At 59.0% G+C, this 25,648-nt stretch carries 24 protein-coding genes; 12 read left to right on the forward strand and 12 right to left on the reverse strand.

Translation table 11 applies throughout. The features are described from left to right. The first annotated feature begins 5 nt into the window (after positions 1-5). Genes COL8621_RS02590 through COL8621_RS02600 form a run of 3 tightly spaced genes read left to right on the forward strand, consistent with a single transcriptional unit; the run spans position 6 to position 3,129 of the window. The gene (locus COL8621_RS02590) at positions 6-1,052 is read left to right on the forward strand and encodes a Gfo/Idh/MocA family protein (RefSeq protein ID WP_093965764.1); all 1,047 of its coding nucleotides are present in this window, start codon (positions 6-8) and stop codon (positions 1,050-1,052) included. Beyond that, positions 1,049-2,071: a Gfo/Idh/MocA family protein gene (locus tag COL8621_RS02595; protein WP_093965765.1), complete on the forward strand. Its 1,023-nt coding sequence runs from the start codon at positions 1,049-1,051 to the stop codon at positions 2,069-2,071. Before COL8621_RS02590 ends, COL8621_RS02595 begins: the two co-directional genes overlap by 4 nt. After that, positions 2,068-3,129, forward strand: a complete 1,062-nt coding sequence (locus COL8621_RS02600) for a Gfo/Idh/MocA family protein (RefSeq protein ID WP_093965766.1) — start codon at positions 2,068-2,070, stop codon at positions 3,127-3,129. The genes COL8621_RS02595 and COL8621_RS02600 overlap by 4 nt, the downstream gene beginning before the upstream one ends. Positions 3,130-3,300: 171 nt before the next feature. On the opposite strand, the gene COL8621_RS02605 is transcribed toward COL8621_RS02600, so the two are convergent. The 10 genes from COL8621_RS02605 to pobA form a co-directional block, all read right to left on the reverse strand. Beyond that, positions 3,301-4,536: a mandelate racemase/muconate lactonizing enzyme family protein gene (locus tag COL8621_RS02605; RefSeq protein WP_093965767.1), complete on the reverse strand. Its 1,236-nt coding sequence runs from the start codon at positions 4,534-4,536 to the stop codon at positions 3,301-3,303. Beyond that, a complete protein-coding gene (locus tag COL8621_RS02610; RefSeq protein ID WP_093965768.1) occupies positions 4,533-5,618 on the reverse strand; it encodes a Zn-dependent alcohol dehydrogenase in 1,086 nt (361 codons plus the stop codon). Before COL8621_RS02610 ends, COL8621_RS02605 begins: the two co-directional genes overlap by 4 nt. A gap of 83 nt (positions 5,619-5,701) precedes the next feature. Next, positions 5,702-7,033: a class-II fumarase/aspartase family protein gene (locus COL8621_RS02615; protein ID WP_093965769.1), complete on the reverse strand. Its 1,332-nt coding sequence runs from the start codon at positions 7,031-7,033 to the stop codon at positions 5,702-5,704. 1 nt (position 7,034) lies between these two features. After that, entirely contained in the window at positions 7,035-7,865 is an 831-nt protein-coding gene (locus tag COL8621_RS02620; RefSeq protein ID WP_093965770.1) for a 3-oxoadipate:acetyl-CoA acetyltransferase, read from the reverse strand. Further along, positions 7,862-8,584, reverse strand: a complete 723-nt coding sequence (locus tag COL8621_RS02625) for an alpha/beta fold hydrolase (protein ID WP_093965771.1) — start codon at positions 8,582-8,584, stop codon at positions 7,862-7,864. Before COL8621_RS02625 ends, COL8621_RS02620 begins: the two co-directional genes overlap by 4 nt. Before the next feature lie 15 nt (positions 8,585-8,599). Beyond that, complete coding sequence (gene pcaG, locus COL8621_RS02630; protein WP_093965772.1) at positions 8,600-9,226, reverse strand: protocatechuate 3,4-dioxygenase subunit alpha; 627 nt, start codon at positions 9,224-9,226, stop codon at positions 8,600-8,602. A 3-nt stretch (positions 9,227-9,229) separates the two neighbouring features. Continuing rightward, positions 9,230-9,970, reverse strand: coding sequence for a protocatechuate 3,4-dioxygenase subunit beta (gene pcaH / locus COL8621_RS02635; protein ID WP_176438418.1), 741 nt, complete (start codon positions 9,968-9,970; stop codon positions 9,230-9,232). Continuing rightward, positions 9,967-10,347, reverse strand: coding sequence for a 4-carboxymuconolactone decarboxylase (pcaC, locus tag COL8621_RS02640; protein ID WP_093965773.1), 381 nt, complete (start codon positions 10,345-10,347; stop codon positions 9,967-9,969). Before pcaC ends, pcaH begins: the two co-directional genes overlap by 4 nt. Next, positions 10,340-11,128, reverse strand: a complete 789-nt coding sequence (gene pcaD, locus COL8621_RS02645; RefSeq protein ID WP_093965774.1) for a 3-oxoadipate enol-lactonase — start codon at positions 11,126-11,128, stop codon at positions 10,340-10,342. Before pcaD ends, pcaC begins: the two co-directional genes overlap by 8 nt. An 11-nt stretch (positions 11,129-11,139) precedes the next feature. Continuing rightward, positions 11,140-12,309 (reverse strand): 4-hydroxybenzoate 3-monooxygenase, encoded by a 1,170-nt coding sequence (pobA, locus tag COL8621_RS02650; RefSeq protein ID WP_093965775.1) that lies wholly within the window; start codon positions 12,307-12,309, stop codon positions 11,140-11,142. Positions 12,310-12,481: 172 nt separating this feature from the next. Here pobA and COL8621_RS02655 point away from each other — a divergent pair, with 172 nt between their 5' ends. Next, entirely contained in the window at positions 12,482-14,815 is a 2,334-nt protein-coding gene (locus tag COL8621_RS02655; protein WP_093965776.1) for a Tex family protein, read from the forward strand. 90 nt (positions 14,816-14,905) lie between these two features. Here COL8621_RS02655 and rpsD read toward each other — a convergent pair whose 3' ends face one another. Beyond that, positions 14,906-15,526, reverse strand: a complete 621-nt coding sequence (gene rpsD / locus COL8621_RS02660) for a 30S ribosomal protein S4 (RefSeq protein ID WP_093965777.1) — start codon at positions 15,524-15,526, stop codon at positions 14,906-14,908. A 292-nt stretch (positions 15,527-15,818) separates the two neighbouring features. Between rpsD and COL8621_RS02665 the strand changes: the two genes are divergently transcribed. The 4 genes from COL8621_RS02665 to COL8621_RS02680 all read left to right on the forward strand — a co-directional run bounded on the left by COL8621_RS02665 (position 15,819) and on the right by COL8621_RS02680 (position 19,278). Then, positions 15,819-16,358 carry a TIGR00645 family protein gene (locus tag COL8621_RS02665; RefSeq protein ID WP_093965778.1) on the forward strand — a complete coding sequence of 180 codons (540 nt, stop codon included), beginning with the start codon at positions 15,819-15,821 and terminating at the stop codon, positions 16,356-16,358. Between the two features lie 81 nt (positions 16,359-16,439). Further along, positions 16,440-17,522, forward strand: coding sequence for a histidinol-phosphate transaminase (hisC, locus tag COL8621_RS02670; RefSeq protein WP_093965779.1), 1,083 nt, complete (start codon positions 16,440-16,442; stop codon positions 17,520-17,522). After that, positions 17,522-18,442 (forward strand): prephenate/arogenate dehydrogenase family protein, encoded by a 921-nt coding sequence (locus tag COL8621_RS02675; RefSeq protein WP_093965780.1) that lies wholly within the window; start codon positions 17,522-17,524, stop codon positions 18,440-18,442. The genes hisC and COL8621_RS02675 overlap by 1 nt, the downstream gene beginning before the upstream one ends. Beyond that, the gene (locus COL8621_RS02680; RefSeq protein WP_093965781.1) at positions 18,439-19,278 is read left to right on the forward strand and encodes an extensin-like domain-containing protein; all 840 of its coding nucleotides are present in this window, start codon (positions 18,439-18,441) and stop codon (positions 19,276-19,278) included. The genes COL8621_RS02675 and COL8621_RS02680 overlap by 4 nt, the downstream gene beginning before the upstream one ends. Here the strand turns inward: COL8621_RS02680 and COL8621_RS02685 are convergent. Then, positions 19,266-20,255 carry a DUF2125 domain-containing protein gene (locus COL8621_RS02685; RefSeq protein ID WP_093965782.1) on the reverse strand — a complete coding sequence of 330 codons (990 nt, stop codon included), beginning with the start codon at positions 20,253-20,255 and terminating at the stop codon, positions 19,266-19,268. The two genes, COL8621_RS02680 and COL8621_RS02685, sit on opposite strands and share 13 nt — an antisense overlap. 67 nt (positions 20,256-20,322) lie before the next feature. Between COL8621_RS02685 and COL8621_RS02690 the strand changes: the two genes are divergently transcribed. The 4 genes from COL8621_RS02690 (at position 20,323) to COL8621_RS02705 (ending at position 25,516) form a co-directional block, all read left to right on the forward strand. After that, positions 20,323-20,874, forward strand: a complete 552-nt coding sequence (locus tag COL8621_RS02690) for a gamma-glutamylcyclotransferase (protein WP_093965783.1) — start codon at positions 20,323-20,325, stop codon at positions 20,872-20,874. Positions 20,875-20,948: 74 nt separating this feature from the next. Beyond that, positions 20,949-22,133 (forward strand): biopolymer transporter ExbB, encoded by a 1,185-nt coding sequence (locus COL8621_RS02695; protein ID WP_093965784.1) that lies wholly within the window; start codon positions 20,949-20,951, stop codon positions 22,131-22,133. Between the two features lie 3 nt (positions 22,134-22,136). After that, positions 22,137-24,377, forward strand: a complete 2,241-nt coding sequence (locus COL8621_RS02700) for a peptidoglycan -binding protein (protein WP_093965785.1) — start codon at positions 22,137-22,139, stop codon at positions 24,375-24,377. A gap of 209 nt (positions 24,378-24,586) precedes the next feature. Beyond that, positions 24,587-25,516 carry a hypothetical protein gene (locus COL8621_RS02705; protein WP_093965786.1) on the forward strand — a complete coding sequence of 310 codons (930 nt, stop codon included), beginning with the start codon at positions 24,587-24,589 and terminating at the stop codon, positions 25,514-25,516. Positions 25,517-25,648 lie beyond the last annotated feature (132 nt).

Genomic DNA, 25,648 nt, shown 5'->3' on the forward strand with positions numbered 1-25,648 from the left:
TCCAAATGGCTGCAAAGAAGAACGTCGTATTGATCGGCTGTGGCATGGTTGCCTCTGCCTATGTTGAGAGTTTTCGCAATCTTTCGGATCAAATGCAGTTGGCGGGGGTGCTGGCATCGACGGGCGACAGTGGCCGCGCGTTCTTAGCGCAGCACGCCAAGCATTTCCCAACGGCGCGCGCCTATGAAACCCTTGAGGAGGTCATTGCCGCCAAGCCCGACATGGCCGTGGTGATTACCCCACCGAATGCGCGTGTTTCGATTGTGAGGCCGCTTGCCAGCGCGGGTATTCCTATCCTGATGGAAAAACCAATCGAACGGACGTTCGCGAATGCGCAAGAACTCGTCGAGATTTGCGCGGATATTCCGTTGGGCATCATGCTGCAACACCGCGTTCGTCCGTCGGCGAAGGCGCTGCGCGAATTGCTGGAAGCGCGTGATTTGGGGCCGCTGGGGCTGGTCGAAATATACGTCCCTTGGTGGCGCGAACAGGCCTATTATGATGAACCCGGGCGCGGGACGCTTGCCCGTGATGGCGGTGGGGTTCTGATCAGTCAGGCGATACACACGCTTGATCTTGCGCTTCAGTTCACTGGCCCCGTCAAAGAGGTCATGGCAATGCGCCGGACCTCGACGTTTCACACCATGGAAAGCGAAGATTTCGTAAGCGCAGGGCTGACATTTGAAAACGGCGCTGCGGGCAGCCTTGTTGCATCAACAGCGACATACCCCGGCCGTACCGAAGAAATCATTCTGCATTATGCCAATGCGTCGGTGACGCTGAAATCGGCTGAATTAACGGTCAATTGGCGGACCGGTCAGACCGATACAATTGGGGCGGCCGTCGCGACTGGCGCAGGCGGTGACCCAATGGCGTTTACTTCGGATTGGCACCAAGCGGTCATCGCGGATTTCATTGATTGCATTGATAGCGGAGCCACACCCGCGGCAAGCGGCCAAAGCGCGCTTGCCGTCCATGCAGTGATCGAGGCGATCACCACATCAAGCACCACGGGCAGCGTTAGCCCGATCAAAAAGGTATTTCAAACATGACAACTGGCAACGGCCTTAAGCTGGCAGCAATTGGCGTAGATCATGGGCATATCTTTGGCATGCTTGGTAACATGGTCGCGCAAGGGTGCAGCATCACCCACTGGTGGACTGAGCGCGATTGGGCGCTGACTGATAAATTTACAGAAACCTATCCTGACCTTGTCAGGGTTTCTGACCGCAACGCCATCCTAGACGGTCCAGACGTCGATATGGTTCTGATTGCCGCCGTGCCAGAAGACCGCGCGGCGCTTGCGATTGAGGCGATGAAAGCTGGCAAAGATGTCATGGTCGACAAGCCCGGATGCACGACCTTGGCCCAATTGGCGGAAATTCAGGAAACAGTCGCCCAGACCGGGCGCATCTGGACCGTGAATTTTTCGGAACGCTTTCAGGTGCCATGCGTCGCTAAGGCCGAAGAACTGGTTGCGCAGGGTGCTATTGGCAATGTGATCCAAACGATCGGTATGGGCCCACACAAGCAAAACCTTCACACCCGGCCTGATTGGTTTTTTGAACGCCCTCGCTATGGCGGGATTCTGACTGATATCGGGTCGCACCAGATCGACCAGTTCTTGTTCTTTACAGGTTCAACCGAGGCCAAAATCAAACACGCCATGGTCGCGAACAAAAGCCTGCCCCAACACCCCGGCGTGCAGGATTTCGGCGAGGTCGTGTTGGAAGGAAACAAGGGCCATGGTTACGTCCGTGTCGATTGGTTCACGCCAAAGGGGCTTCCCATGTGGGGAGATGGGCGCCTGACGATCCTTGGCGATGCGGGCTACATTGAGCTGCGCAAATACATTGACCTTGCGAACGGGAACCGTGGCGATCAGCTTTTGCTTGCGAACCAAGACGGTGCCGAAATGATTGATTGCCGCGAGGTGCCCTTGACCTATTTCCCGCGCATTTGTGCGGACATACGAAACCGCACCGAAACCGCGGTAAGTCAGGCGCATACATTCCGTGTCATGGACCTAACGATCCGGGCGCAAATGCTGGCCGAAGGGGAAGCGCCATGAAAAAGGTCAAGGTTGCGATCATCGGTGCCGGGATTGGGCAAAAGCACTATATCGCCTATCAGCAGTTACCCGAAATGTACGATGTGGCCGCGATTTGCGATGTGAATAGAGCGCGGGCGCAGGCCTTCGTAGATGACGCGCATTTGTCACGTATCACCGATGATTTCGACGCGGTGCTAGCGGACCCAGAAGTCGAGCTTATTGATATATGCTTGCCGCCGCATCTTCACTTTGATTTCACCGCGCGGGCCATGCGTGCAGGCAAGGATGTGATCTGCGAAAAGCCGCTCGCGAACAGCGTTGCCGACGTTGACCGCCTGATCGCAATATCAACCGAGACGGGGCGCACCGTGTTCCCGGTATTCCAATATCGCTTTGGCAAGGGAATATCGCAGCTACGCGCCCTGATCGATAGTGGACTAGCAGGGCGTCCGTTCGTCGCTTCGCTTGAAACGCACTGGAACCGCGGCGCGGATTACTATTCGGTTGATTGGCGGGGTACGTGGCAGGGCGAACAAGGCGGCGCAGTCTTAGGCCACGCCATTCACGCGCATGATCTGCTGACATTCATCATGGGCCCGGTTTCATCAGTATTCGCGCGCGTCGCGACCCGTGTGAACGACATCGAGGTAGAGGACTGTGCGGCCTTGGCCATAGCACTTGAAAACGGGGCGCTTGCGACCAGTTCGGTAACCCTTGGTGGCAGCACAGACACAAGCAGGCTACGGTTTTGTTTCGCCGGCGTTACAGCCGAAAGTGGTTCCGAACCTTACCGCCCTGCAGAAGGCGAATGGACGTTCACCGCCCGCGCGCCCGTCACCCAAGATCAGGTAGATGCCGTTCTTGCCAAGGTTGACACACCCCCTGCGGGTCAGGTCGGCTTTGCGGTCGAAGTATTCCGCGCGATGCGCGGCTTGGAAACAGCGTTCGTCAACATTGAAGAGGCACGTCGATCAATCGAATTTGTCAGCGCGGTTTACGAGTCGGCAAAATCAGAACTGCCGGTTTCACTGCCAATGCAAGAAAACGCACCGACATACCAAGGGTGGTGGCCGTAACAGCCCGGATCGTTGTACGGCTGCCAGCCGTGCGCGCATTGCTGAACCGGCCGACGTAAATCAAGGCGTTCCATGTTCTGCGGCGGCGTCAGTCATCTCTAGACGAAAAAGGCCCTTGGCGTTGGCGCGAACGCGGGACAAGCCTGCTTGGCTTGCCCCTTTGTCAGCATCTCACTCGGGCGATGGCGCGCCGCCCTCAAAGGCATTGCCATTGCGCCAGTCGCAAGGATCTTCCTGCATTTCTAAGTGTAGCGCCGTTCCGGTGTAGGGGTTGGCGCGCGCCAGATCTTCGTCGAAGGTGATGCCAAGGCCCGGCGCTTGGGGGGCGAGGATGAACCCTTCGTCCCACGTGATGGAATGGCCGATCAGCTGTTGATGGAAGTCGCCGCCGGTGCCGATCGTTTCCACCATCAGCAGGTTCGGGATAGACGCGGCAAGGTGGATGTTTGCGGCCCATTCCACAGGCCCGGCATAAAGATGCGGTGCGACCTGCGCGGTGAACCCTTCGGCCAGCGCGGCGATCTTCTTTGCCTCCCATATGCCACCTGCGCGGCCCAAGGCGGGCTGCAGGATCCGCGCGCCGCCGACGCGCAGCAGGGTGGCGAATTCGGCCTTGGTTGTCAGGCGTTCGCCGGTGGCCACGGGGATGCGCACGTTGCGGGCGACCTCGGCCATATCAAGGGGGCTGTCGGGGGGAATGGGTTCTTCGTACCAAAGCGGGCCATAGGGTTCCAACGCTTGGCCCAGCCGGATCGCGCCAGCCACCGTAAACTGGCCATGCGTACCGAACAGCAGGTCGGCCTTGTCGCCCACGGCCTCGCGTATAGCCTTGCAGAACGCGACGGAGAGAGAGATGTCGGACATCGCCGGATCATGCCCGCCGTGGATGGTGTAAGGGCCAGCCGGGTCGAATTTCACGGCAGTAAAGCCCTGTTCAACCATTGCTGCGGCCGCCTCTGCGGTCATGTCGGGCGAAGTCCAGAAGTCCGGCGTTTTTTGATGCGCCAACGGCCAGATATATGAATACGACCGTATCCGCGGGTTCATCAGCCCACCCAAAAGCGCCCACACCGGGCGGTCGCGATCTTTGCCCAGAATATCCCAACAGGCGATTTCCAGCCCGGAAAACGCGCCGATCACAGTCAGGTCAGGCCGCTGTGTGAACCCGGCGGAATAGGCACGGCGAAACATCAGTTCGATGTTTTCGGGGTTTTCGCCCTTCATGTGACGGGTGAAGACGTCTTCGATCACGGCCTTCATCGCCCTGGGGCCAACGGAGCTGGCATAGCATTCGCCATAGCCGGTGACCCCGGTGTCAGTGGTCAGCTTGACGAAAATCCAATACCGCCCGCCCCAACCGGGGGCAGGGGGCGCGACGGTGAAAACCTCTAGATCCGTCAGTTTCATTTGAACAAGATCACGTTGCGCCGGGCCGCGCCGGATTTCGTATCGGCGATCGCTTCGTTGATCTGATCCAACGACCAGCGGCCGGAAATCAGCTCGTCCAGCTTCAGGCGCCCTTGTTGGTACAGATCGACCATCCACGGAATGTCGCGTGACAGCACCGTGTCGCCCATCAACGATCCGACCATTTCTTGACCCATCGCCGCGATGATGACGGGTTCATAGGATGTCGTCGCGCCGGAATGAGGCATGCCAACCATCACCATGCGCCCGCCGGGTGCAAGATAGCGGGTGGCGGTGTCATAGGCTTGGATCGCGCCGACCGTCACGAACACAGCATCCGCCCCGCGCCCAGTGATTTTGCGCGCGGCTGACCAAGGTTTGGGATCGGTGGCCAAGATGCCGTCGGTCGCGCCGAACTCTTTCGCGATTTCCAACTTTTCGGGAACCATATCCACCGCGATGATCCGGCCCGCACCCGCGATGCGCGCGCCCTGAATGGCGTTCAGGCCAACGCCGCCAGCACCGATCACAACCACGTTCTGGCCCGGACGAATTTGTGCGGTGTTGACCACGGCGCCAACGCCGGTAATCACACCGCAGGCCATCAGGCAGGCAGCCTCCATCGACATATCATCGGGCAGTTTGGCGATCTGACTGCGGTGAACAACGGCCTTTTCGGCAAAAGCACCGCAGGCCAGCCCGTGTTCCATCGCGCCCCCATCAGCCGCAGACAGGGGGCCGTTCTGGCGATCATACGGCGTGTCGCAATGTACCGCCGTGCCGGTGGCGCAGGGGGTGCAGGTTCCGCAAGACCGGATAAGGGTCACCAGAACCGCATCGCCAACGGCATATCCTGTCACCCCGTCGCCAATCGCACTGATCCGGCCTGCAGCCTCGTGGCCATAAACGGCAGGCAGGGCACCGCCCCAGCCGCCGTCAATATACGAGATGTCGGAATGGCAGATGGCGCACGCCTCTAGCGTGACTTCAACTTCGCCGGTTTCGGGCGCACGAAGTTCGACATCTTCGATGACTAACGGCGCGTTGAATTCGTGGCATACGGCAGCGCGAATCTTTGCCATGGCAGGCTCTCCCTCATTTTCGTCAAGGATTGCGAAGGATGAGGGAGGCTGACAAGCGGCCAGTTGATTTACGTAGCGGAAATTTACGCCTGTGCTTTTGCCGCCTCTGCAAAGCGATGCGCCTGCTGCGGGGCGTCGCCCATTTGTGCGGCAGGGCTGCACAGCACGGCCCAATCGGTGCCCGGCCATTCACGATTGGCAAGTTGGGCCAGCGGCGTCTGGCTTTCCTGCGCTTCTTTGCACAGGGCCTTTACGGCGGCTTGCGCATCAGGGCGAGGCATCTGCGCGGCCAGCGCAAAGCTAAGCGCCTCGGCGTAGGTCAGGCCAAGGCCGTCGTCGATGCCTGCCTCCATACGGTCCGCAACGGGCGTGATGGTGGTTGCAAGGCTTTCGGCCACGTCCAAGGCGCGGGCAAGGGCCATCGTGATCTGCGGCAGGCTCATCCATTCGACCAGCCATGTCGCACCGTCGCGCTGTTGGCGGTGTTGGGCGGCGGTTTGCATGTTGGCGTTCAGCCCAACCATTTGACGGGCCAGTGCCACCATCACGCCGGGGCCAACCGGGTTCTGTTTTTGCGGCATGGTGGATGAACCGCCACCTTGGCCCAACCGGATCTCACCAATCCCGGTTTGCGACATTAGCAACAGATCTTCGCCCATTTTGGCAAGCGATCCAGCCACTGCTGTCATCCACGCGGAAAGCTCGGCAACCGTGTCGCGGGTGGAATGCCAGCTTTCGCCGGGGTCGCCCAGACCAAGCGCTGCTGCAAGATCGGCCCGAACGGCCGCGCCTTTATCGCCCATCGCAGACAAAGTGCCCGACGCGCCTGCAAGGCTAACGTTCAAGAGGCGTGGGCGCAGTTCGGCCAGTCGCTCGCGATGACGTAACAAGGGCTGCCCCCAGCTGGCCACAACCGCACCGAACGAGGTGGGCGTTGCAACCTGCCCCCAAGTGCGCGCCGCCATCGGCAGATCGGCGTGCGTTTCAGCCAACGTGCCAAGCCGGGCCAGAATGCGAACCAACCGTTCGTCCATCAATGTCAGCGCCTGACGCAGCCGCAGGATCAGGCCAGTGTCGATGATGTCCTGACTGGTGGCGCCCCAGTGGGCGTATTGCGCGTGCTCTGGGGCTTCCATCGCTTTGCGAAAGGCTTTGACCAAGGCGGGGATGCACACCGCGCTTTCGCCCGTTTCAGCGGCAAGGCCGGTCGGGTCGATCTGTATTTCAAGCGTGGCGCGATGAATGAAGGCGGCGCTTTCTTCGGGGATCACGCCCAGCTTGCCTTGCACCTTGGCCAGCGCCCCTTCGACCAGCAGCATGGCGCGAACTTCGGCGCTGTCGGTGAAAAGTTTGCCGATTTCGGCGTCATGGAACAGGTCGCGGTAGAGGCCGCTGTCAAAAGGGGAAACGGCCATCTTATACTGCTTTCAAACCAAGAATGTCGCGGGCTTGTACCCATGTTGCGACGGGGCGTTCGTATTTTTCGCACAGCTCAACGGCACGTTTGACCAGCGCCGCATTCGATGGGGCCAGCGTTTCGCGGTTAAGGCGCATGTTATCTTCTAGCCCGGTGCGGGTATGCCCGCCCGCAGCAATAGACCATTCGTTCAAAACGATCTGGTTCGGGCCGACACCGGCACCGCACCACTGCGCATCGGGCGCAAGGCGGTTCAGGGTTTTGACGTAGAAATCGAACACCTCTTTATCCACGGGCATCGCGTTTTTCACGCCCATGACGAACTGAACATACAGCGGCTTTTTCAGGCGCCCATCTTCCGACAGCTTCACGGCCTGAAAGATGTGGGACAGGTCGAATGCCTCGATCTCGGGCTTGACGTCGTATTTCAGCATCTCGCTGGCCAGCCAGTCCACCAAATCGGGGGAGTTTTCATAGACCCGCGTCGGAAAGTTGTTCGATCCAACCGAAAGCGATGCCATATCGGGCGCAAGGGAAAGCATCCCGCCACGTTCGTGGCCCGCGCCGGAACGCCCGCCGGTGGAAAGCTGGACAATCATGCCGGGGCAATGCTTTTCGATGCCTTCTTTCAGACGCGCAAACTTTTCGGGGTCTGAACTGGGCGTTTCATCGTCGTTGCGCACGTGGCAATGCGCGATAGAGGCGCCGGCCTCGAATGCCTCGTGCGTGCTTTCGATCTGCTCTTCCACCGTGATCGGCACGGCGGGGTTGTTTTCCTTGCGGGGGACAGAGCCGGTGATGGCAACGCAGATGATGCAGGGGTTGGTCATGATGCCTCGGATATGATGGTGTTCAGAAGGGCCGCAAGTTGTGGTGCGGCGGTCAGTTGCGGGACGTGGCCGCAATCAAGTTCATAGGTTTCAGTGCCCGGCGCGGCGGCCAGCATGGCGCGCTGCAATTCGGGCGTGACGGTCCTGTCTTGCAGGCACAGGATATAGCTGCGGGGCAGGGTGCCGAACCGTTCCGCCGTGACATGGGCCGGTTCGATCTGACCGCGGTTTGGCTGATGGGTCAGCCCCTTTAGGGCAGCATCGCGAAGTTCGGGCGAGGCGTCTTGAAACAGAGCGTCCGCTGCAAGCTCTGGGTTCAGCACGGTTGCGCCTTCGGGGCCGCGTTGAACGGCTTTGCTGATGCCCAGAGCGCTTTGTGTTTTGATCAGGTCCAACAGCGATTGCCCGTCTTGCGGTATGAAGGCCGCGATGTAGATCAGGCGGCGTACCTGTTCGGGGGCAAGTTCGGCAGCGGCGGAAATCACCATGCCGCCCATTGAATGGCCCACCAGAAACGCAGGCTCCCCATCACGCAGGACGCCAGCGACGTAAGTAGCATAAGTGCTCAACCCCACCTCGGCGGGTGGGGTTGGATCGTTGCCATGGCCGGGAAGAGTGATGGCGGTGACGTCATGCCCTGCATCGCGCAGCAATGGCACAATGAATTGCCACGATTCCGCGGTGTTCCATGCGCCGTGGACTAGAACGATGCGCGCCATTCGGCCTTTCCCCCTTTAGATGTCAAGGAAGACGGTCTCACCCTCTCCCTGCAGGGTGATGTCAAAGCGGTAAACGACCTTGCCGTCAACCTCGGTCCGCTTCGCGACAAGGGTATCACGGCGATCAACCTGTTCCACCAGATTGATGACGGGGTCATTGGCGTTCGCGTCTGCCTCGTCCTCAAAATACAGGCGGGTGTTCAGGCCGATGTTGATGCCGCGCGCGACGATCCACAGGTTGATATGAGGTGCCTGCACGCTGCCATTGCGGCCCGGCGTTGCGCCCGGTTTGATCGTGTCAAAGCCCCACACACCGGTTTCGAAATCGGTGATGATGCGGCCCCAACCACGAAAGCCGTCTTCAACCTCGGCGTTGCGTGGGTCTTCGGGGTGGGCATAGATACCGGCGGCGTTTGCCTGCCATGCTTCCAGCATCACGTCTTTCACTGGCGCGCCCATGCCATCGATCACCAGACCTTCGACGCGGATACGTTCGCCGGCGGCGTTTGGCCCGGCAATGTCCCAGCCCAGCTCTTCACGGTAAATGTCAAAACCCGCAGCCCCCGGCGCAAGGCCGATGTGAACGTATGGGCCAGCCGTTTGAGACGATGTCTCTTTCAGGTAATTCAGCGATTGTACCATGGCTTAGTTCCCTTCCAGACGGTTTTCAAACAGGGTGGAGCGGCGACCGCGCAGGACGATATCGAACTTATACGCAATCGTATCCAGTGGCACGGTGGCGTTCAGATCAAGCGCAGCAACCAGACGGTTAATCGCATCCTGATCGGGGATGGTTTTCACGATGGGGCAGTGCGGGATCAACGGGTCGCCTTCAAAATACAGCTGCGTGATCAGGCGCTGCGCAAACCCTGACCCGAAGACCGACACGTGAATATGCGCGGGCCGCCAGCTGTTGACCCAGTTGCGCCACGGATATGCACCGGGTTTGATCGTGCGGAAGAAATAGTACCCGTCTTCGTCTGTCACGGTCCGGCCACAGCCACCAAAGTTGGGGTCAATCGGCGCAAGGTACATGTCTTTCTTGTGCCGATACCGACCTCCGGCGTTTGCCTGCCAGATTTCAACCAAGGTATTCGGGACAGGGCGGCCGTTTTCATCCAACACGCGGCCATGCACGATGATGCGTTCGCCAATCGGATCGCTCTCTTTGGCGTAGTTCTTGATCAGGTCGTTATCGATGGCATCAACGTCGTTGTGCCCAAACACAGGCCCGGTGATTTCCGAACGCGTGTTTTCCAGCGACAGCATCGCGTATTGCGGGGACCGTGCGACAGAGGTCTTGTAATCCTTCGTGTATGCGGGCGGATGGATGTTCCGATCTCGCATAAAGAATTCGCCCTTAGGCAGGGTTTTAGGGCCGGTCATATCTCTACCCCCATTTCCTTATAGGTTTGCTTGATAATTTTCAGCGCGTGGTTTGCTGCCGGGACGCCTGCATAGACGGCCACATGCATCATCGCCTCGCGCACGTCATCTGGCGTGGCGCCGGTGTTGGCGGTGGCGCGGGTGTGCATCGCGACCTCGTCCCACTGACCAAGGGCGGCCAACAGCGCAAGGGTGATCATCGAGCGTTCGCGCTTTGTGATGTTGTCGCGCGACCAGACAGACCCCCACGCCCCTTCGGTGATGAAGGTTTGGAACGGTTCGTCGAATGCGGTCTTGTTCGCCTCGGCGCGGTCTACGTGGGCGTCGCCCAGAACCGAGCGGCGGGTTTTCATGCCGTCGTCAAAACGTTCAGACATGGCCGATCTCCTTTAGGAATTTGTTCAACAGCGCGGCGAATTCGCCCGGCTTTTCTGCGCAGGGCAGGTGGCCCGTGCCGCGGATGATTTCGAAATTGGACCCCTTGATCAGGTCCACCGTTTCGCGCACCAGATCAGGCGGGGTGGCGCCATCTTCGCTGCCCACAATGCCAAGCGTTGGCAGAGTCAGGCCCGATGTGGGCGTATAGAAATCGGTGCCCGCAATCGCGGCGCAGCAGGCGGTGTAACCTTCCACCGGCTGGCGGATCAGCATATTGCGCCACAGTTCCAACTCGGGCGTGGCGCGGAAGGGTTTGGCGAACCAGCGTTCCATGGTGCCGTCTGCGATGCTTTCGATCCCGTCCGCCTTGATCGCGGCGATGCGGTCGTTCCACATTTCAGCCGTGCCGATCTTGGCGGCGGTATTGGAAAGAACCATCCCGCGAACCTGATCAAGCCGCTTTACAGCCAGCCCCTGCGCGATCATCCCACCGATGGAAAGGCCGACGAAAACGCAATCGCGCACGTTCAGGTGATCCAGCAGCCGTTCGGTATCGGTTACAAGCTTGCCCATCGAATAGGGGCCGGGTGGGCAGGACGAAAGGCCGTGCCCGCGCTTGTCGTACCGGATGATCCGCAACCCGGAGGGCAGCAGCGGCAACACGTCGTCCCACAGCCGCAGATCAGTGCCAAGCGAGTTGGAAAAGACAATCGGCGCGCCCTGCGGGTCGCCATCTTCGCGATAGTGGATCCGGGTATCGCCCAGGTCTGCTATTTTCATGCTTTTAACCTTCAGTAGGGAAGACCGATGTAATTTTCGGCCAACGCAGTTTGCGCGGCAACCGATGTTTCCAGATATGCCAGTTCGCTTTCCTGCATCCGCTGGCCGAATGCGCCCTGATCGGGGAAGCGGTGCAAAAGCGATGTCATCGACCAAGAGAACCGTTCGGATTTCCAGACACGGGCCAAGGCGCGTTCTGAATACCGGTCGATGCCTTCTTCGCTTTTGTCCTGATACAGCTCTGTCAGCGCGTTATACAGGTAATGCACGTCAGACACAGCAAGGTTCAGCCCCTTTGCGCCGGTGGGTGGCACGATATGCGCGGCATCCCCAACAAGGAACAACCGGCCCCAGCGCATGGGTTCAGCCACATAGCTGCGCAGCGGCGCGATGGATTTTTCGATGGTATCGCCGGTGATAATCGTATCGGCCGCATCGGCAGGGATGCGGCGTTTCAGTTCATCCCAGAACGCGTGATCCGACCACTGATCAACCTTATCTTCCAGCGGCACCTGAAGGTAATACCGGCTTAGGTTCGCATTGCGCATCGAACACAGGGCAAAACCGCGTTCGTGGTTGGCATAGATCAACTCGTCCGACACAGGCGGTGTTTCGGAAAGAATGCCAAGCCAGCCAAATGGGTAAACTCGTTCGAATTCCTTCAGAACGTCTTGCGGAATGCAGGTGCGGCTGACCCCGTGGAACCCGTCACACCCAGCGACATAGTCGCAATCGATGCGATGTTCGGTGCCGTCCTTGGTGTAGGTCACATAGGGCTTGTCAGTTTTCAGATCATGCGGCTGCGCGCCTTCGGCCCCGTGGATCACCACGCCGTCCAACTTTTCGCGCGCCTGATAAAGGTCCGACGTTACCTCTGTCTGGCCGTAAACCATGACAGTCGCGCCAACCCGTTCCTTAAAGTCGATCCGAAATCCACGGTTGGACGCGGCCAGATAGGTGCCATCGTGCACGAAACCTTCGCGATCCATCCGCGCGCCAACCTGCGCCTCGCGCAGCATTTCAACGGTGCCCCATTCCAGAACGCCCGCCCGAATACGAGACAGAACATATTCGCGCGAGCGACGCTCTAGCACGACTGTGTCGATCCCCTTTAGGTGCAGCAGTTGCGACAGAAGAAGGCCCGACGGCCCGCCCCCGATAATACAAACCTGTGTACGCATGACATTCCTCCCTGCGGCGGTATTGCCGTAAGTAGTTTGCAATGTCAATTAATTTGAGCTTTGAAACGCTGGCCCTGCCGCGCCGAAATGGGGTGTTTGCGCACAGCAAACCCCTTGGCGATGGCGGGCGCTATGGCTATTAAGACGGTCCAGTTAGATTGGAGTAAACCGCTTGGACACTGCAGTACGTATCGCCCAAACCATCGCGACAGAGATTAACGCCAGCCCAAAGCAAGTGGGCGCGGCGGTGACGCTGCTTGACGAAGGTTCGACGGTTCCTTTCATCGCCCGTTACCGTAAAGAGGTGACCGGCGGGCTTGACGATGGACAGTTGCGCCACCTGGCAGATCGTATCGCCTATCTGCGAGAGTTGGAGGCGCGCCGGGCCAGCATCGTTGAAACCATCAAAGGTCAGGACAAACTGACCGATGAGCTGGCAAAATCCATCGCCAAGGCCGAAACCAAGGCCGAGCTGGAAGATATCTATCTGCCCTACAAACCCAAGCGCCGTACCAAAGCGATGATCGCGCGTGAAAACGGGCTACAGCCGCTGGTCGACGCCATTATGGCGGATCGAAATGCCGACCCAGAGGTGCTTGCGAACGCTTATCTGGGCGAAGCCGTGCCAACGGTCAAAGATGCCCTGAACGGTGCGCGCGATATCGTTGCTGAAGGTCTGACGGAAAATGCGGCCCTGTTGGGCCAGCTGCGAAGTTTCATGCAGAAAGAGGCGCTGGTCACCGCCCGTGTTATTGCGGGTGAGGAGGAGAAGGGCGCCAAATTCTCTGACTATTTCGACCATAGCGAGCTTTGGGCAAATATCCCGTCTCACCGTGCATTGGCCATTTTGCGGGCCGCGAAAGAAGGTGTGGTAACGGTCGATATCGTACCAGAACCGGAAACCGGCACGGAACGGGCCGAGGGCATGGTTGCTGCACAACTTCAGACACGCGGCAGCGGGCCGGGGGATGCGTGGCTGCGCAAGGTCGCGGGCTGGACATGGCGCGTTAAGCTGAGCATGACGATGATGCTGGATCTGTTGGCCGAAATGCGCGCCCGATCCCATGAAGAGGCGATCGCCGTCTTCGCGCGAAACCTAAAAGATTTGCTTTTGGCCGCACCCGCTGGCCCACGTGCCACGCTTGGCCTTGATCCCGGCATTCGCACCGGGGTGAAGGCGGCGGTGGTCGATGCGACAGGCAAGTTGCTTGCCACCGACACGATTTACCCGTTTCAGCCAAAGAACGATATGAACGGCGCGCAGGCCGCGATTTTGAAACTGATCACCGCGCACGGTGTGGAATTGGTTGCCATCGGCAACGGCACTGCCAGCCGCGAAACCGAACGTTTGGTGGCCGACACGTTGAAACTGTTGCCGGCCGGTGTGAAGGCGCCGTCAAAGGTTGTGGTGTCCGAAGCGGGGGCCTCGGTCTATTCGGCGTCTGAACTTGCCGCACGCGAATTTCCAGAACTGGACGTTTCCCTGCGCGGTGCGGTTTCCATTGCCCGCCGCCTGCAAGACCCACTGGCCGAGCTGGTGAAGATTGAACCGCAGTCTATCGGTGTTGGTCAGTACCAGCACGACGTGGATCAGCACCGGCTTAGCAAATCCCTTTCGGGCGTGGTCGAGGATGCTGTGAACGCGGTTGGCGTTGATCTGAACATGGCCTCGGCCCCGCTGTTGGCGCATGTGTCCGGGCTTGGCCCTTCATTGGCGGATGCCATTGTAAGCCACCGAGACGCGCATGGCGCGTTCCCATCGCGCAAGGCGCTTTTGGATGTGCCCCGGCTTGGCCCCAGCGCGTTTGAACAATGCGCAGGCTTCCTGCGGATACGCGATGGCGAAGAGCCGCTGGATGCGTCCTCGGTCCACCCCGAAGCTTACGGCGTTGCGCGGCGGATTGTGGATGCCTGCGGGCGCGACATTCGTGCGATCATGGGCGAAAACACCGCCCTGCGCGGATTGCGGGCAGAGGATTTCGTTGATGACACCTTCGGTCTGCCAACCGTGCGCGATATCCTGTCAGAACTTGAAAAGCCCGGCCGTGACCCACGCCCAAGCTTTGTGACAGCCACGTTTGCCGATGGTGTTGAAGAAATCAAAGACCTGAAGCCCGGTATGGTTCTGGAAGGGACCGTGACGAACGTTGCCGCCTTCGGTGCGTTTGTGGATGTCGGCGTCCATCAGGACGGGCTGGTCCACATCAGTCAGTTGGCCGACCGGTTCGTCAAAGACCCGCATGAGGTTGTGAAGGCTGGCGATGTTGTAAAGGTCCGCGTGACCGAGGTGGACGTGCCGCGCAAGCGTATCGCGCTGAGCATGCGCAAAGATGGCGGCGCGTCGGCGCGCGATGATCGCGCAGCACAACCCGCGCGCGGCGGGAACAAGAACGCCCCCAAAGGCGGCAAGCGGCAGATGCAGGCCGGACCAAAGGGTAAATCCGCAGACAGCGCGCAGAACGGCGCACTTGGTGCGGCCCTGCTGGATGCGATGCGAAAGCGCTAAGGCGCTTTCGTTCAGCCATCACCACTAACCACGCAAAGAAAAACCCGCCACTTGGGCGGGTTTTCCATAAATTCGTATCTGCGGCGAAGATTAGTTCTTCGCGTAGAATTCGACCACGAGGTTTGGTTCCATCATGACCGGGTAAGGCACATCGCCCAACGCAGGTGTGCGTGTGAACACAGCGGTCAGTTTGGAGTTGTCAACGTCCAGGTAGTCAGGAACGTCACGCTCTGGCAGTTGAGTTGCTTCAAGAACCAAAGCCATCTGCTTGGACTTTTCGCGAACTTCGATAACGTCACCTTCTTTAACGCGGTAAGAAGGGATGTTCACTTTCTGGCCGTTCACGGTCACGTGGCCGTGGTTCACGAACTGACGTGCAGCGAAAACTGTTGGCACGAACTTGGCGCGGTAAACAACTGCGTCCAGGCGGCGCTCCAGCAGACCAATAAGGTTTTCACCTGTGTCGCCTTTTACACGCTCAGCTTCGGCATAAATGCGACGGAACTGTTTTTCGGTCAGATCGCCGTAGTAGCCTTTCAGCTTCTGCTTAGCACGCAGCTGAATACCAAAGTCAGACAGCTTGCCTTTGCGGCGCTGACCGTGCTGACCGGGGCCATATTCACGACGGTTAACTGGGGATTTCGGACGACCCCAGATGTTTTCACCCATCCGGCGGTCTAGTTTGTACTTGGCAGACGTGCGTTTGGTCACGGCTGTTCTCCTTCGTTAGTGCGTCGCCCGGGGGCGACTATGAAGGGCGTTGTCCTTCCCCTTAGCGGGAGACAGGCTTTCCCTTGCGGGAGCCACCAACACCAATGAATAAACCCGGCAACAAGGCCGGGAATGGCGGGCTTATACAGCCGGTCAGGGCAGAGTCAATGGCTGCGCCTTGTTTCCTTCGGCAAAATACACGCTTTCATCTGAAAACCGCAACGCTACGCCGCATTGCGCGGGGCAGGGTAAGGCGCTATCGACCCCGGGCGCGAAAAGGAGGGCAGAATTAATGGCCGCAAAGTCAGTCTTGGAACAAAAGTTTGAACAGGGGCTGTTTGCCTCGCGGTGGTTGATGGCGCCAATGTATTTGGGGCTGGTTGTCTCTCTTGGTATGTTGATGATCGTCTTCCTGCGCGAGCTTGCATATTACGCGCCTCAGGTTCTTACGATGAGCAGCGACAAGGCGATCCTTGCGGTCCTGACGCTGATCGACATGACACTGGCGGCGAACCTTCTGTTGATCGTGCTCTTCTCGGGGTACGAAAACTTCGTGTCGAAGCTGGACATTAATGATGGTGGCGATCGACCGTCGTGGATGGGGACGGTGGACTTTTCGGGCCTGAAGATGAAGCTGATCGCGTCGATCATCGCGATTTCGGGTATCCACTTGTTGAAACGGTTCATGGAAATCGGCCAACAGGCGGCGGATGCGACCTATGGTGAACACGAACTGAAGTGGTTCGTTATCATCCACTGCACTTTCGTCATTTCCGGCGTGCTGATGGCCGCGATGGACTGGATGCAGGCCCGCAGTGTGAAGAAATACTGACCCACTGACAGACAAAGCGTGTTTCTGTCTGGCCTTGTGTCCCCTGCGCCGCTAAAAATCCGCCAAGCAGGAGAGTAACCTATGGCAGAAATTCGCCCCCAACCCGGAATTATGGACATCGCGCTTTATCAGGGCGGGCAGTCCCATCTGGATGGGGTGGCCGATGTGGTAAAGCTTTCGTCGAACGAAAACCCCTTTGGCCCCTCGGATAAGGCGAAAGAGGCGTTCGTGCGCAGCGGTCACCAATTGCACCGCTATCCCAGCACTGATCACGCCGGTCTTCGCGCGGCCATCGGCGAAGTGCACGGGGTAAACCCAGATCAGGTGATCTGCGGTGTTGGTTCGGATGAAATTATCACGTTCCTCTGCCAAGCCTACGCCGGCCCGGGGGATGAGGTTATTCACACCGAACACGGGTTTTCGATGTACCGCATATCGACCCTTGCCGCTGGCGCGACGCCCATAGAGGTGCCCGAACGCGAGCGTGTGGTGGATGTCGATGCCATTCTGGCCGCGTGTAATTTCCGCACCAAGCTGGTTTTTATCGCGAACCCCGCGAACCCCACCGGCACGATGATTGGCGGAAACGAATTGGCGCGGCTTGCTGATGGGTTGCCCAAACAGGCCATTCTTGTGCTTGATGGTGCCTATGCGGAATACGTTGAAGAATACGATGGCGGTAAGGCGCTGGTGGATGCGCGCGAAAACGTCTTCATGACGCGGACGTTCTCCAAAATATACGGTCTTGGTGGTTTGCGCGTCGGTTGGGGCTATGGCCCGAAAGAGATCGTTGACGTGCTGAACCGCGTGCGTGGTCCATTCAACCTAAGCCAAACGCAGCTGGAAACAGCCGAAGCGGCCGTGCGGGATATGGATTATACCGAACGCTGCAGAACCGAAAACACCCGCCTGCGCGCGTGGCTGGCCGAAGCACTGGCAGAGGCTGGCGTGCCTTCGGACACTTCAACGGCGAACTTCATCTTGGCGCGGTTCACCTCGCCGGACGAAGCGGAGGCCTGTGACGAGTGGTTGAAATCGAAGGGAATTATCGTGCGACGTGTCGCTGGATATAAGCTTCCCAATTGTTTGCGCATCACCGTCGGGGATGAGGCATCGTGCCGGCGCGTGGCGCATGCCGTCCGGGCCTTTAAGGAGAGCGTCTAATGAGCGTTATTTACGAACGCGTCGCGCTGATCGGCTTGGGCTTGATCGCGGGTTCCATGGCGCATGGGATGCGCCGCGCGGGCCTGGCGACAGAAATTGTGGGCAGCGCGCGTTCAGCTGAAACCCGGAAAGTAGCCGCTGAAATTGGCCTGTGTGACCGCGTGGTCGAAACAGCTGCCGAAGCGGTGAAAGATGCGGACCTTGTCGTGCTTGCCGTGCCCGTCGGCGCAATGGGCGCCGTCGCGCAAGAGATTGTGCCCCATTTGAAACCAGGCGCGACGGTGACGGACGTTGGTTCGGTTAAGCGCGCGGTCATCGACGCGGTTCAGCCATTCATCCCTGAAAACGTCCACTTTGTTCCCGGTCACCCGTTGGCTGGTACGGAACATTCTGGGCCGCGGTCCGGTTTCGCGGAACTGTTCGATAATCGTTGGTGCCTGTTGGTTCCCGCCGAAGGAACAGACCCAGAGGCTACGGCGACCCTGCGCCGTTTTTGGGAAGGGCTAGGCGCGAATGTAGATGAGATGGACCCGGATCATCATGATCTGGTGCTTGCTGTTACCTCTCATGCGCCGCACCTGATTGCTTACACGATGGTGGGCGTCGCTGACGATTTGCGCCGCGTGACTGATAGCGAGGTCATCAAATACTCGGCCGCTGGTTTCCGGGATTTCACGCGGATCGCCGCGTCGGACCCGACCATGTGGCGCGATGTGTTTCTAAACAACAAAGAAGCGACGCTGGAAATTCTGGGCCGTTTCACCGAAGAGCTGTTCGCCCTGCAGCGTGCGATCCGTACCGGGGACGGTGAACATCTGCACGATTATTTCACCCGCACGCGCGCCATCCGGCGCGGTATTATCGAAGCGGGTCAAGATACGGCAGCGCCTAATTTCGGGCGTTCCACGGCTGCGTCATGAAGCGGCTGGTCGCCTCTTTCGCTTTGCTGGCCGTTCTTGCCGCAAGCGCTGCGCAGGCGGCGCCCAGCAGTTCGCCGTTTCCGCGACTGCGCCCAACCGCGATGCCGCGCCTGTTGCCAGTGTTTGGGCCAAGCCCTGAAACCATGCGCCCGCGTGCGCGCCCCGGTACCCGTACAGCCCCGATTGTGGTGGCAAGCGTCGGGTCGGCGTCTTTCACGGCTGCGCGTTCCCTGCGCCCCAAAGCGCGACCATCCTATGTGCGCAAAGTGGCGGCGGTGCAAAGCCAGCCCAAAGTCACAACGACAGGCAAAAGCGGTTCAATCTGCGGCGTGAAAAGCATTCGTGGGGTCAAGGCCGCGCCCATCCCTGGGCGGTTGAAGGGATGCGGGGTCAAGAAACCGGTTAAGGTCAGCTCTGTCGGCGGGGTCGCGTTAAGCCGCCCGTCGGTGATGAATTGCGAAACCGCCAAGGCGCTGAACAGTTGGGTGAAGAATGGCGTAAAGCCATCCGTCGGGCGTTTGGGCGGCGGTTTGAAATCCATCAACGTTATCGCGGACTATTCCTGCCGGACCCGGAACAACCAGCCGGGGGCCAAAATATCTGAGCATGGGCGCGGCAAGGCGGTCGATGTTTCGGGGATCACCCTGAACAACGGCAAAACGATCACAGTCTTGAAAGGCTGGGGCAAGACCGCCGACGGTAAGATTCTGCGCCGGATGCACAAATCGGCCTGTGGTCCGTTCGGCACCGTACTGGGCCCGAATTCGGACAAGTACCACAAGGACCACTTTCACCTAGATACGGCAAGTTACCGGTCTGGATCCTACTGCCGCTGACGCAGGCGTGGTGCGGGGCCAAGGGGGATTGGGCCAAGGCTCATCACGCCGCCGCGCAGATTAAGCGGAAGTTCCAGTGTATCGCGATTGGCAGAAAGCAGCGCCAAGCCACGCTCGATCTGTTTTGCCTGCCGCTGGGGGATAAGCCCGCCATTTACTGCAAGCGTCAAGACCTGCTTCCAGTTGGTGATGCCAAGGGTAATGCTGCCGTCAAGGTTACCGGCGCGGTCGACATCCAGATCACCGTTCGCGCGCAGGGCCATGTCGCCCCATTGAACGCGGGTATGCTTCAGCTCAATCCGGTTGATTTGCGCTGGTGTCCCTTCCAACGCAAAACGATCAAGCGGGCGGTCAAAGCCAAGGGCCGCGTCCAGCTTTAGCTGCTCAATAACCGCTGGTGCCGCGCGGCCAAGACCTAGCTGGGCCAGAATATCGGCAGGCGGCGTTATGTCGGATGCGTCTAGGCCGATCTCATGCACATTGGTACGTGCCGGGGCGAGGCGGGTGGCGAACAGGGCGCTTTTTGCCGTGAACTCTCCGCTTTCAGAGATGGCGGCGCGCAGCCCGTCGATCACGAAGTTTGAATGATCCAGCGCCAGATCGGTGCTTGCGCTGAACACGATGCTTCCGCGCATGTCGTTGGTTGTGATGTTGGCGGTGCCAAAGGGCGTTTCAACGGTCTGTTGGTCAGGCCAAACCAATATGACGTGGTTGGGTTTGTAACTTAGCGCCATCGCCTGAAAGAACGGCGCGCGCCATGCGATGCCGCTGTCGGTCGTGACAACGGGCTTTTCGATCACGGTATCCAAACGGTTCGGGAAGCCGCGCACGTTCAGGTCAGCGTATTCAGTGGCCCATCCGACCTGCGGCGTTGCCAGCCAATTGCGCAGCCCAGTTTCAAGCCCGCGTGCAGCGATGAACCAATAGCCACCCCACAACGCGGCCGCGGCCACGATCAAGACGATTAGTCTGCGCATTATTTGGCCCTCTTTCCCTTACCGGCTTGCTGGTGTTTACAGGTCCCAGAACAGGAGGGCCAGAGCCATGGCGCGCGCACCACTTTGGGTTTTCGGATACGGGTCACTTATGTGGAACCCCGGCTTTGCGGTTGCTGAACAGCGCGTGGCGCGGTTGTCGGATTTCCACCGCTCGTTCTGCATGCGCTCCATCCACCATCGTGGAACCGAAGAAGACCCGGGCCTTGTACTGGCACTGGATGCGCTGCCGGGTGCGGCTTGCACCGGTTTGGCGTTTCGCGTGCAAGACGGGGCAGAGGATGAAACCGTCAGCTATCTGCGAGAGCGAGAGTTGATCTCTTCGGCCTATCTAGAGGCCGAGTTGCCGCTTGAATTGCGCGATGGGCCCAAGGTGCAGGCGCTGACCTATATCATCGATCCTGACCACGTTCAGTATTGTGGCGGCCTGCCGTTGGAGGAACAGGCCAACACCATCGCAACGGCGGTGGGGGGGCGCGGGCCGAACACCGAATATCTGTTCAATACGGCCCAGCACCTTGTTGAATTGGGGATCGAAGACGCTGAATTGAACTGGCTGACGCGAAGAGTGCGCGAAATCACAACAGTTTCCGGCGCTTGACGTAATTGCATGTTGTCGTACTGGGGACGTTCGCCTAGAGTTTTGGCAACAAATAAAGGGGTCAGGACTTGTCTATGGACATGACCGAACGCGAGGCTGAGCCGCAGTTTTCCCAACCAATTCGCCAGATCCTGATGATGCTGGTTGCGGTAGGGTTGTTTTCCATCGGTGCCTATATGGCGTTTCCGAGGGTGGCACCGGTTTTTCTCTCGAACCCTTACCTGAACGGCGTCATCCTGTTGGTCTTTGCGGTGGGCGTGATCGCCTGTTTCTTGCAGGTGTTTCAGTTGATCTCGTCCGTTAACTGGATCGAAGGGTTTGCCAAACAACGGCCCGGCCACGAAATGACCCGCGCGCCGCGCCTGTTGGCTCCACTGGCTGCGCTATTGCGGTCGCGCGCTGCACGGATGCAAATTGGCGCATCTTCCTCGCGCTCTATCCTTGAATCGGTCGGCACGCGGATCGAAGAAGCCCGCGATATCACGCGCTATATCGTGAACTTGCTTATCTTTCTGGGCCTTCTGGGAACGTTTTATGGCCTAGCGACGACCGTTCCGGCGGTTGTTGATACGATCCGTTCCCTCGCGCCCAGCGATGGCGAATCCACGGCTGACGGGTTTGCCCGCTTGATGTCGGGGCTTGAAGAACAGCTGGGCGGCATGGGCACGGCGTTTGCATCGTCGCTGCTTGGTCTTGCGGGCTCTCTTGTCGTCGGGCTGCTAGAGCTTTTTGCGGGCCACGGGCAGAACCGTTTTTACCGCGAGTTGGAAGAGTGGCTTTCGACCATCACCCGCCTTGGATATTCCAGCGGCGAAGGGGAAGGCGGCGAAGGTGGCATGGTTGCCGGTGTGCTTGAACAGATGTCCGAACAGATGGACACAATGCAGGCCATATTCACCCAATCTGACGTCGGCCGTTCAATGATCGACGAACGGCTTGGCAAGGTCGCAGACGCGGTTGAGCGGCTGACAGTGAAGTTGGACAGTGACGATGGCCTTGCGGCAGGAACCACCGCCGCGCTTGGCCAGATCGCGGCCGGACAAGAGCGCATGATCGCCGCGCTGGAAGGTCGCGCCGAAGACGGTGGCGCGCATGTAGATGCGGAAAGCCGTATGCGCCTGCGTTCGATCGACGTTCAGCTTTTGCGCATTCTCGAAGAAATCTCTGCTGGTCGTCAGGAAAGCCTGACAGATCTGCGCAGCGACCTTGCGACGTTAAACCGGACGATCCGGCGGGCCACCGGCGAACCGGAGGAATAATAAATGGCCCTGTCGCGCCGTACCGGGAACCGCTTCCAAGCCTCGATCTGGCCGGGTTTCGTTGATGCGATGACGGCCCTGTTGTTGGTCCTGATGTTCGTTCTGACGATCTTTATGGTCATGCAGTCGATGCTTCAGGAAACCATCACTGGTCAGGAATCTGAACTGACCGAGCTTAATTCAGAACTTGCCGCCTTGGCCGAAGCGCTGGGCCTTGAACAACAGGTCAGCTTTGCCCTGCGCGAAGAGGTGGGGCAGCTTGGCGGTGAATTGGATACTGCGCAACTGCGTGCGGATGCCCAAGAAGCCATGATCGCAAACCTGAACTCGCGCCTCGGTGCGCAGGCTGCAGATCTGGCAAACGCCCGCGCGCAAATCACAAATTTTGAGGCGCAGGTTGCAAGTCTTCTGGCCCAACGGGACGAGGCTGTTAGCCGTGGCGCGGCATTGGAAAGCGATCTGGCCGCGCTTGAGGAAGAACGTGGCCGCCTGCTTACCGCGCAAGAACAATTGCAACTTGCCGTTGCCCAAGCCCGCAGCGAAGTCGACGCGCAGGAAGAGGAGGCCCGCCTTGCCGCCGCCCGGCGAGAGGCTCTTGAGGCACTGATCGCCGATCTGCGCCAACAGTCCGCCGATGCAGGGGACGCAAACGCGGCGCTCAGTGCGCGCGTGGACGTGTTGGAAACCCAACTGTCCGAAGAAGAGGCAGCTAAACTTGCCGAAATCGCTGCCGCGCAGGCGTTGCGCGACCGTCTGAAGGGGGCCCAAGATGAACTGACGGCGATGACCTTGGCGTTGGAAGAACAGCGTCGCCAAGCCGAAGAAACGCTAACCTTACTTGCTGCTGCGGACGCTGCAAAAAGCGATCTGGATGTTCAACTGGCCGCCGCACTTTTGGCGCGCGAACAGCTTTCGCAAAGCCTAACCGCCGCCTCGGAAGGGCAAGAGGGGCTTTCCGAAGCATTGCTGAAGGCGGAAGAAGAACGCGATGATCTGGCGGAACGTCTTGCCATCGCCGTTGCCGCGCGTGAGCGTCTGACCGCAGAACTGGAAACCGTGCAGCAAGAGGCATCCGAAAAAGCCGCCGCACTTTTGGCCAGTCAGGCAGAGCAGGACGAGACCACCGAAACCACCCGCCAAGAGCTGTTAGAGGCAATCGTCGAACGTCAAACGGCTGAGGATGAGCTGCAGCAAGCGCGCGACGAAAAAGCCGCGACCACAGATGAACTTTTGGCCGCTATCGCCGCGCGCGACCGCCTGCAGGCCGATCTGACAGCGGCGCAAGCCGATCAACAAGCGCTGACAGAGGCACGCGCCGCCCTTGCGCGGGCCGAGGCCGAACTGGTGGCCCTGCGCGGTGTGTCGAGCGATCAAGAGACCATCCAGAAACAACTGGCTGCCGCGCTTGCCGCGAAACTGGCCGCCGAGCAGACCGCCGAACAGCAGTTGAGCGAGGCCGAGCAACGCGCCGCGCTGTTAGCCTCCGCCAACCGCGCGCTGGATGCGGAAGAGGCAAAATCGGCCGAAAGCCAGCGTAAGATCGCGTTGCTGAACCAACAGGTCGCGGCATTGCGCGGGCAGTTGGGATCGCTTCAGGCGCTATTGGATTCGGCCTCGGAACGCGATGCCGATGCGCAGGTTCAGCTAGAGGCTTTGGGCAATCGCCTGAACGCTGCTTTGGCCAGTGTCGCCGCCGAACAGCGCGCGCGGGCTGAATTGGAAGAAGCAGAGCGTATCCGGCTGGAAGAAGAAGCACGGCGTTTGACAGAGCAGGCCAAGAACCTTGAAAACTATCGGTCCGAGTTCTTTGGGCGCCTGCGCACCGTTCTGGCGGGGCGCGAAGGCGTGCGGATCGTCGGGGACCGTTTTGTCTTTTCGTCCGAGGTGTTGTTCGAAACAGCCTCGGCTGAATTGGCGCCCGAAGGGTTGGTGCAAATCGCCAATGTCGTTGGCATCCTGCGCGACATTTCAGACGAAATCCCGGACGGGATAGATTGGATCATCCGCGTGGATGGCCACACCGATAACGTGCCCCTTTCCGGCACCGGCGAATACCGCGACAACTGGGAGCTAAGCCAAGGCCGCGCGCTGTCGGTGGTGCGCTATATGACCGACGGGCTGGGCTTTCCCCCGAACCGTCTGGCCGCAACGGGTTTCGGTGAATACCAGCCCGTGAACACCGAAAACAGCGCTGCCGCCCGCGCCCAGAACCGGCGGATTGAGCTTAAGCTGACGGAGCGTTGAGGGCTTGTTGGGACGAATTACTTGCCAGCTTCGAACCCATGTTGACCGATGCTGCACTTCGCACGAAGGTCCGGACTTCGGCACGCGATAAAAAAGAGAAAAAATATGGGTTTAGCTAAGGTTTTTTAGCGCTGTGTAATCGAACTCTTCACTTTACCATCTGACGCTGGCACGGTTGGGTCTGTGTATACTGCAAGGTGCAAGCAATTATGGTGAAACAATCAGCACGGCATGAACTGTGCGTACCTACTGAGCTGCTTGAAGCGTTGAACCGGCCAGAGGCTCCGTCTGAAATCTGGCAAGCACCGTTCGATCATATCCGCGGCCACTGTGAGCGGATTGCTGAAACAACCGAACCTACCGATCTCTTAGACTTTTGCGACTTCTTTCTCGACTACCAATACATGCCAGTTCAGGAAGACCTGCTCGCATTTGCCTTTCCAAAGGCACTCGAAGCTTGGGCAAGGCAAGAACTTGGAACGCCTGCACCTGAGCGCTTCAAGGGAGATTGGCATTTTGAAGGAATGTGGCATGCATTGGCCTACCGGCCAATACATCCTGAGTTCTTCGATGCGGCACAGTTCAATGCAGTGACGGAGTTTTTCGTGAGGGTGTTGCTGGCCCGCATGCAGCAAGAGAAAAGGCTTTCGTTTCAGGGAAGCGGTGCCAGCCCACACGAGTGGATTTATCTGCACGCCACGCTGATCTGGCAATTTCCAGTCGCCGAACAAATCTGGAAGCGATGGTGGAGCTTTGATACTCCAGAGTTAGCCGTAAGTGCCGTCCAATGGCTTTCGGCATTCATCTACGATATGGATGACAACCCGTATTTCAAACCTTGGACTCGTAGAGAAGGGGGTGGCCCGCCGACAGTATTCGAAACCCATCACATGCGTGTGAAGGCTGCGCCACCAGAAAACGCTGATTTCATTTCTTCGATCCTGACCAAGGAAAGGGTTGAAGAAGTGTTGCTTCGCGCTGTCGAATTATTGTCAAAACACGAGCGCGCTGACCAAGTATATGAAACTTGGCTTGATCTTTCGCGACGATCCGAGACGTTCGAGGAGCGCGCCAAGAAATTCACCACACTCATGCGACGCGACAAGCAAGAGATGGTGATCTCTTGGGATGATATCTAGTCCATTTGAGTCCTGTAGTTTGCCAAGACCCGTGCGTTCTGTCGCCATCGAACACGAGTGTTGATGGAAAGGTGGTACATGGCGGTTTCCAGAGAGCGGTCATTGGCTCAATAGCAGTAAAGGACCGCTTCG

The sequence above is a fragment of the Actibacterium lipolyticum genome (assembly GCF_900184935.1).
In the GTDB taxonomy this organism is placed as follows: Bacteria; Pseudomonadota; Alphaproteobacteria; order Rhodobacterales; family Rhodobacteraceae; genus Actibacterium_A; species Actibacterium_A lipolyticum.

Excerpts from the sequence above, each read along its gene's own strand:
- pcaG (WP_093965772.1), bottom strand. The coding sequence starts at position 9,226 with ATGGTACAATCGCTGAATTACCTGAAAGAGACATCGTCTCAAACGGCT.
- pcaC (WP_093965773.1), bottom strand. The coding sequence starts at position 10,347 with ATGTCTGAACGTTTTGACGACGGCATGAAAACCCGCCGCTCGGTTCTG.
- COL8621_RS02685 (WP_093965782.1), bottom strand. The coding sequence starts at position 20,255 with ATGCGCAGACTAATCGTCTTGATCGTGGCCGCGGCCGCGTTGTGGGGT.
- COL8621_RS02590 (WP_093965764.1), top strand. The coding sequence starts at position 6 with ATGGCTGCAAAGAAGAACGTCGTATTGATCGGCTGTGGCATGGTTGCC.
- COL8621_RS02615 (WP_093965769.1), bottom strand. The coding sequence starts at position 7,033 with ATGGCCGTTTCCCCTTTTGACAGCGGCCTCTACCGCGACCTGTTCCAT.
- COL8621_RS02605 (WP_093965767.1), bottom strand. The coding sequence starts at position 4,536 with ATGAAACTGACGGATCTAGAGGTTTTCACCGTCGCGCCCCCTGCCCCC.
- COL8621_RS02690 (WP_093965783.1), top strand. The coding sequence starts at position 20,323 with ATGGCGCGCGCACCACTTTGGGTTTTCGGATACGGGTCACTTATGTGG.
- COL8621_RS02700 (WP_093965785.1), top strand. The coding sequence starts at position 22,137 with ATGGCCCTGTCGCGCCGTACCGGGAACCGCTTCCAAGCCTCGATCTGG.
- COL8621_RS02680 (WP_093965781.1), top strand. The coding sequence starts at position 18,439 with ATGAAGCGGCTGGTCGCCTCTTTCGCTTTGCTGGCCGTTCTTGCCGCA.
- pobA (WP_093965775.1), bottom strand. The coding sequence starts at position 12,309 with ATGCGTACACAGGTTTGTATTATCGGGGGCGGGCCGTCGGGCCTTCTT.
- COL8621_RS02625 (WP_093965771.1), bottom strand. The coding sequence starts at position 8,584 with ATGGCGCGCATCGTTCTAGTCCACGGCGCATGGAACACCGCGGAATCG.
- pcaH (WP_176438418.1), bottom strand. The coding sequence starts at position 9,970 with ATGACCGGCCCTAAAACCCTGCCTAAGGGCGAATTCTTTATGCGAGAT.
- pcaD (WP_093965774.1), bottom strand. The coding sequence starts at position 11,128 with ATGAAAATAGCAGACCTGGGCGATACCCGGATCCACTATCGCGAAGAT.
- COL8621_RS02675 (WP_093965780.1), top strand. The coding sequence starts at position 17,522 with ATGAGCGTTATTTACGAACGCGTCGCGCTGATCGGCTTGGGCTTGATC.
- COL8621_RS02595 (WP_093965765.1), top strand. The coding sequence starts at position 1,049 with ATGACAACTGGCAACGGCCTTAAGCTGGCAGCAATTGGCGTAGATCAT.
- COL8621_RS02705 (WP_093965786.1), top strand. The coding sequence starts at position 24,587 with ATGGTGAAACAATCAGCACGGCATGAACTGTGCGTACCTACTGAGCTG.
- COL8621_RS02695 (WP_093965784.1), top strand. The coding sequence starts at position 20,949 with ATGGACATGACCGAACGCGAGGCTGAGCCGCAGTTTTCCCAACCAATT.
- COL8621_RS02620 (WP_093965770.1), bottom strand. The coding sequence starts at position 7,865 with ATGACCAACCCCTGCATCATCTGCGTTGCCATCACCGGCTCTGTCCCC.
- COL8621_RS02610 (WP_093965768.1), bottom strand. The coding sequence starts at position 5,618 with ATGGCAAAGATTCGCGCTGCCGTATGCCACGAATTCAACGCGCCGTTA.
- hisC (WP_093965779.1), top strand. The coding sequence starts at position 16,440 with ATGGCAGAAATTCGCCCCCAACCCGGAATTATGGACATCGCGCTTTAT.
- COL8621_RS02600 (WP_093965766.1), top strand. The coding sequence starts at position 2,068 with ATGAAAAAGGTCAAGGTTGCGATCATCGGTGCCGGGATTGGGCAAAAG.
- COL8621_RS02665 (WP_093965778.1), top strand. The coding sequence starts at position 15,819 with ATGGCCGCAAAGTCAGTCTTGGAACAAAAGTTTGAACAGGGGCTGTTT.